The sequence below is a fragment of the Streptomyces sp. NPDC040410 genome (genome assembly GCF_055595715.1).
Map to the genome: position 1 here is coordinate 1 of NZ_JBVIVK010000056.1, position 5,196 is coordinate 5,196.

Sequence of the window (5,196 nt, forward strand, 5' to 3'; positions counted from 1 at the left end):
TGAGATCGAGACCGTGCTGCTGTCTCACCCTGAGGTGACCCAGGCCGCTGTCATCGCCCGTGAGGGTGCCTTGGTGGCGTACGTCGTCCCGGCGGTCCAAGACGCGGCGGCGCTACGGGAACTGCTCGCGTCGCGGTTGCCGGAGTACATGGTGCCGGCGGCGTTCGTGACCCTGGACGAGTTGCCGCTGACCGCCAACGGGAAGCTGGACCGACGGGCGCTTCCGGAGCCGGAGTACGGCACGGGTGCGGGTCGGGCTCCGGTCACCGTGCAGGAGGAAGTGGTCTGCGCGGTGTTCGCGGAGGTGCTGGGCCTGGAAGCGGTCGGTGTCGAGGACGACTTCTTCCGGCTCGGCGGGCACTCCCTGCTGGCGGTGTCGCTGGTCGAGCGGCTGCGCGGCCGGGGCGTGTCGGTGTCGGTACGGGTGTTGTTCGAGTCGCCGACGCCGGCCGGGCTGGCGCGGGCTGCGTCGGTCGGGTCGGTGGAGGTGCCGGAGAACCTGATCCCGGCGGACGCGCAGCACATCACGCCCGAGATGCTGCCGCTGGTGGGGCTGGAGCAGGCCGAGATCGACCGCGTGGTCGGGACCGTCGAAGGCGGCGCGGCGAACATCGCCGACGTGTACCCGCTCGCGCCCCTGCAGGAGGGCATGCTCTTCCATCACCTCATGGCTGGCGATGGCGCCGACATCTACCTCACCGTGCGGGTGGTGGAGTTCGAGTCGAGGGCCCGGCTGGATGAGTTCGCGGGTGCGTTGCAGCAGGTGGTGGACCGGCATGACATCTACCGGACCGGTGTGGTGTGGGAGGGCCTGCGGGAGCCGGTGCAGGTCGTGTGGCGGCGGGTTGTGCTGCCGGTGGTCGAGCACGTACTCGATGTAGAGGTCGGGGCGACAGAGCCCGCACAGTGGGTGAACGCCCTGACCCGGGCCGGTGGGTCGGTGATGGATCTGCGGCGTGCGCCGCTGATGGATCTGCATGTGGCGGAGGTGGCGGAGGGCCGGTGGCTGGGGCTGGTGCGGATGCACCACCTGGTCCAGGACCACCTGGGCATGGATGTGGTGCTTCAGGAGCTGCGGGCGGTGCTGACGGGGCAGGTGGAGCGGCTGGCTCCCGCGCTGCCGTTCCGGAACTTCGTCGCGCAGACGCGGGCCGTGCCGCGTGCGGAGCATGAGCGGTTCTTCGCCGGGCTGCTGGGTGATGTGAGCGAGCCGACCGCACCGTACGGACTGCTGGATGTGCGCGGTGACGCCAGCGGTGTGGTGTCCGGTGTGGTGAACGTGGACGGTGAGGTTGTCGAGGGGCTGCGGGAGGCGTCGCGGCGGCTGGGGGTCAGTACCGCCACGGTGCTGCACGTGGCCTGGGCGCGCGTGCTTGGCACCTTGTCGGGTCGGGACGACGTGGTCTTCGGGACCGTGCTGTTCGGGCGGATGAACGCCGGTGAGGGTGCTGACCGGGTGCTCGGCCCCTTCATCAACACGCTCCCGGTGCGGGTACGGACCGGCGAGGTCGGAGTACGGGCCGCGGTGGAGCGGATGCGGGACGACCTCGCGGGGCTGCTGGAGCATGAGCACGCGCCTCTGGCGGTCGCGCAGCAGGCCAGCGGGATCGCCGGGAACACCCCTCTGTTCACCTCGCTCTTCAACTACCGGCACATAGTCGACACCGCCCGGGGCCCTGCCGGCGACGGCGAGGACCGGCCGGATTCGGTGCAGGGCATCCAGACCGTCTTCATGGAGGAGCGGACCAACTATCCGCTGGTGGTGTCGGTCAACGACCGTGGCGCGGGTGGTCTGAGCCTGGGCGTGCAGACCGTGGACGTACTCGACCCGCAGGCCGTGGGCAGGCTGCTGCGCACCGCCGTCGAGAACACCGTCGCCGCGCTCACGGGCGCACTGGACGGCGGCGCGGACACCGCGCTGCGCGAGGTGCTCATCCTCGACGAGCAGGAGCGCCGACGCGTACTCGTCGACTGGAACGACACGGCCGCCGACAGCCTCGACAGCACTGTTGTCGAGTCGTTCGAGCGGTGGGCTGCGTCGACTCCGGACGCGGTGGCGGTGGTGAGTGAGGGCATCGAGCTGTCGTACGGGGAGCTGGATGCGGCGGCGAATCGGCTGGCGCACTATCTGCGGGGTCAGGGTGTCGGACCGGAGTCCGTGGTGGGCCTGCGGCTCCCGCGGGGCGCCGGGGTGATCACCGGGATCTTGGGTGTGTGGAAGGCGGGGGCTGCGTATCTCCCCATCGACACGCAACTGCCCCCAGAGCGTGTGGAGTTCATGCTCGCGGATGCGGGTGTGGGGGTGGTCGTCGGTCCGGAGGAGCTGGATCAGCCGGGGGAGTCGGATGCGGCTCCCGGTGTGGCTGGGGACTTGGCGTATGTGATCTATACGTCGGGTTCGACGGGGACGCCGAAGGGTGTGGCGGTCTCGCACGCCTCGCTGGCGAACTTGGTGTCGGTGTTCGGGCCGGTGATGGGTGCTGGTCCCGGCGTGGGCGTCTTGCAGTTCGCCTCGTTCAGCTTCGATGCGTCGGTGCTGGATGTGGCGGTGGCGTTGTCGTCGGGTTCCGCGCTGTGGATCGCCAGCGATGAGCAGCGCGAGCAGCCGCAGCGGTTGGCGGAGCTGGCGGGCGTCCGGTCCGCCAGCGTGGTGCCTTCACTGCTCGGGGTGCTGGAGCCGGCTGATCTCGCGCATGTGGGCCCGATGGTGGTCGGTTCCGAGGCGATCAGTGAGGCGGTGGCGCGGGACTGGTCGGTGGGGCGGCGGTTGGTGCATGCGTATGGGCCGACCGAGAGCACGGTGATCGCGGCCATCAGCGAGGTGGATGGTGAGCGTGCGGGGCCGGTGCCGTTCGGGCGGCCGATCGCCAATACCCGGCTGTATGTGCTGGACGACGCTCTTGAGCCGGTGCCGGTGGGTGTCACGGGTGAGCTGTATGTGGCCGGTGCCGGGCTGGCGCGCGGGTACGTCAACCGTCCGGGGCTGACAGGCGAGCGGTTCGTGGCGTCCCCGTTCGATGCCGGTCGGCGGATGTACCGCACCGGCGACCTCGCGCGCTGGACGGCCGACGGGCAACTGCTCTTCGCCGGACGCGCGGACCAGCAGGTCAAGGTACGTGGCTTCCGTATCGAACCCGGTGAGATCGAGGCCGTACTGCTCACGCATGCCGATGTCACCCAGGTCGCGGTGGTGGCTCGCGATGATGTTCTGGTGGCCTATGTCGTGCCGGAAGGCCAGGACGTCGACGGCCTGCGCGAGCTGGTCGCGGCACGGGTGCCGGAGTACATGGTGCCGGCGGCGTTCGTCGCCCTGGACGAGCTGCCGCTGACCGCGAACGGGAAACTGGACCGCAGGGCCCTGCCCGCGCCTGAGTACGCCAGTGGTACCGGCCGGGCCCCGGCCACCGTGCAGGAGGAGATCCTGTGCGCGGTTTTCGCCGAGGTGCTGGGGCTGGACAAGGTCGGGGTGGAGGACAACTTCTTCCAGCTCGGTGGACATTCTCTTCTCGCCGTGTCACTCGTCGAGCAGTTGCGTGCCCGTGGTGTGCCGGTGTCGGTGCGGGCGTTGTTCGAGTCACCGACTCCGGCCGGGCTGGCGCGGGCTGCGGCGGTCGGGTCGGTGGAGGTGCCGGAGAACCTGATCCCGGCGGACGCGCAGCACATCACGCCCGAGATGCTGCCGCTGGTGGAGCTGGAGCAGGCCGAGATCGACCAGGTGGTCGGGACCGTCGAAGGCGGCGCGGCGAACGTGGCGGACGTCTATCCGCTGGCGCCGTTACAGGAGGGCATGCTCTTCCACCACCTGATGGCAGGCGGTGGCCAGGACGCCTATGTGACGGTGCGTGTGGTGGAGTTTGAGTCGCGGGCCCGGCTGGATGAGTTCGCGGGCGCGTTGCAGCAGGTGGTCGACCGTCACGATGTCTACCGGACCGGTGTGGTGTGGGAGGGCCTGCGGGAGCCGGTACAGGTGGTGTGGCGGCAGGTGGTGCTGCCGGTGGTCGAGCATGTCCTGGACGTGGAGGTCACCGATCCCGCGGAGCGAGTGGACGCTCTGGTACGTGCCGTCGGATCGGTGATGGACCTCCGCCGCGCCCCGCTGATGGATCTGCATGTGGCCACGGTCGGCGAGGGCCGGTTGCTCGGGCTGCTGCGGATGCATCACATGATCGAAGACCACATGGGCATGGACGTGGTGCTTCAGGAGCTGCGGGCGGTTCTGACCGGGCAGGTGGAGCGGCTGGCTCCGGCGCTGCCGTTCCGGAACTTCGTGGCGCAGACGCGGTCGGTGCCGAGGGCCGAGCACGAGCGGTTCTTCGCCGGGCTGCTCGGTGATGTGACCGAGCCGACCGCACCGTACGGGCTGATGGATGTGCGCGGCGACGGCAGCGGGTTGCGTGCCCAGATGCTGCCGGTCCCCGATGAGGTCGCCGGTGCCTTGCGGTCGGTGGCCCGGCAGTTGGGGGTCAGCGCGGCGACGGTCCTGCATGTGGTGTGGGCGCGGGTGCTCGCGTCGCTCGCCGGGCGGGACGACGTGGTGTTCGGCACCGTGCTGTTCGGGCGGATGAACGCCGGCGAGGGCGCCGACCGGGTGCTCGGCCCCTTCATCAACACGCTCCCGGTCCGCGTACAGACCGGTCCCGTAGGGGTACGGGCCGCAGTGGAGGGCATGCGGGACCAGTTGGCCGCGCTGCTGGAGCATGAGCACGCGCCGCTGGCGGTAGCGCAGCAGGCCAGCGGGATCGCGGGGAACACCCCGCTCTTCTCCTCCCTCTTCAACTACCGGCACACCGCCGGTGCCACCCGGGCCCCCGCCGAAGACGGACAGGACCGGCCGGAGTCGGTGCAGGGTATCCAGACCGTCTTCATGGAGGAGCGGACCAACTATCCGCTGGTGGTGTCGGTCAACGACCAGGACGCCGCCGGTCTGAGCCTGAGTGTGCAGACGCTGGACGTACTCGACCCGAGCGCCGTCGGCCTGATGCTGTGCACCGCCATCGAGAACGTCGTCGCCGCCCTGGCCGCGACGCTCGACGGCGGCCCGGACACCGCCCTGCGCGAGGTCAGGGTGCTCGACGAGCAGCAGCGCCAGCGCGTACTCGTCGAGTGGGGTGGGTCTTCGCTTGAGGGTACGGGTGTGGGTGTGGGTGTGGGTTCGTCGGTGTTGGGGTTGTTTGGTGGGTGGGTTGGTGTGGATGC

At 70.0% G+C, this 5,196-nt stretch carries 1 protein-coding gene; it reads left to right on the forward strand.

Annotated features, from left to right (window positions below):
* Positions 1-5,196, forward strand: a 5,196-nt coding sequence (locus tag ACZ562_RS38175) for a non-ribosomal peptide synthetase (RefSeq protein ID WP_471189286.1), incomplete at both ends; no start/stop codon positions are given.